The sequence below is a fragment of the Myroides albus genome (assembly GCF_009711045.1).
Classification (GTDB): Bacteria; Bacteroidota; Bacteroidia; order Flavobacteriales; family Flavobacteriaceae; genus Flavobacterium; species Flavobacterium album_A.
Map to the genome: position 1 here is coordinate 1 of NZ_WMJX01000117.1, position 1316 is coordinate 1316.

Genomic DNA, 1316 nt, shown 5'->3' on the forward strand with positions numbered 1-1316 from the left:
TATCTTAGCCCCTAAATAAGCTGGAGTGAAACTAGTAAATTAATTACATAACTTTGGACTTATGAAATACAAGAAATGGAGCTTATCTGAGAAGCTATCAATTTTAGAAGAAGCAGAAGAAAATGGGGTAATAGAAACTTGTCGTAAACACAGTTTAAGTACAGGTACTTTCTACTCATGGAAGAAGAAATTCGATTCTCAAGGAGAATCAGGATTAAGACCTGCTGTTTCTGACAAATCAAAAGAACTTAAAAAAGCAGAAGAAGAGAATAAGATTCTCCGTAAACTACTAAGTGATAAAGAAATAGAATTAGAAGTTCAACGTGAACTTCTAAAAAAAAAGTTTGGGACATCCGATCCAAAAAAGATCTGGTAGAATACTTTTATAGTAAATATCAAAAAAGTAAAGCTAAACTAATACATTGGGTTGGCTTAAGTGAAAGCACGTACTACTTCAAGGGTTCTGGCAAGTCAAAAGGTAATAAAGCTACTTTATTAACCTATCATAAAACCCAAGGTTGGGTTAATGAACAAACTGTTGTAGAGTCAATTAAAGAGCTTTTAAGGGGTGATTTTATGGATTGTGGCTACCGTATGATGAGCGAGTATCTTAAACGCGAAGGGTACACCATTAACCATAAAAAAGTATATCGTATCATGAAAAACGCCAAGCTTTTACAAACTCGTATAACTAGAGATCATTCGGATAAGAAGTACGTTAAGCATCGTAAAGTAAAGACTACAAGACCCTTAGAGTGTATTGAAATGGATATTAAGATGGTATGGATACCACAAAAAGGTAAAAATGCTTATTTACTTTCTGTAATTGATGTACACAGTCGTAGAATATTAAAAGACTACTTCAGCTTTAATATTAAGCAGAAGCAGGTAATAGAATTATTGTCAGGGCTTTTTGAAGAGTTAGATTACCCTAAAAATGTGGTTATTAGATCGGATAATGGTAGTCAATTTATTGCCAAGAATGTAAGAGAATATCTTTCCTTAGTAGGTGTATCACAAGAATTTACACACGTAGCAACACCAGAGGAAAATGCTCACATAGAAGCCTATCACGGTACTTTAAAAAGAGAGGTTTTTACTAAATTTGAATACTTTACTTTTGGACAAATAGAACAAATATTAAAGAAGTACGTAGTATTTTATAATAACAAAAGACTACATGGCTTGCTTGGAAAAATCACTCCAATGGAGAAATGGGAAAAGGACAAACACTTGATTTGTAGCAGAGAAAAAGTAGCCTAAAACATTATACTTTAAAAATTTAAAAATACTCTAGGTTTATAGGGGTCAAAACA

Annotated in this window: 2 protein-coding genes; both read left to right on the top strand. The window is 32.6% G+C overall.

Annotation, left to right across the window (positions count from 1 at the left end; translation table 11 throughout):
* The first annotated feature begins 61 nt into the window (after window positions 1–61).
* The gene (locus tag GJV76_RS15555; RefSeq protein ID WP_155093491.1) at window positions 62–376 is read left to right on the top strand and encodes a transposase; all 315 of its coding nucleotides are present in this window, start codon (window positions 62–64) and stop codon (window positions 374–376) included.
* Window positions 370–1263, top strand: coding sequence for an IS3 family transposase (locus GJV76_RS15560; protein ID WP_155093492.1), 894 nt, complete (start codon window positions 370–372; stop codon window positions 1261–1263). The genes GJV76_RS15555 and GJV76_RS15560 overlap by 7 nt, the downstream gene beginning before the upstream one ends.
* The last annotated feature ends 53 nt before the right edge of the window (window positions 1264–1316 follow it).

What these genes read in the sequence shown, in the direction of transcription:
- GJV76_RS15555 (WP_155093491.1), top strand. Translation starts at nt 62, where the DNA reads ATGAAATACAAGAAATGGAGCTTATCTGAGAAGCTATCAATTTTAGAA.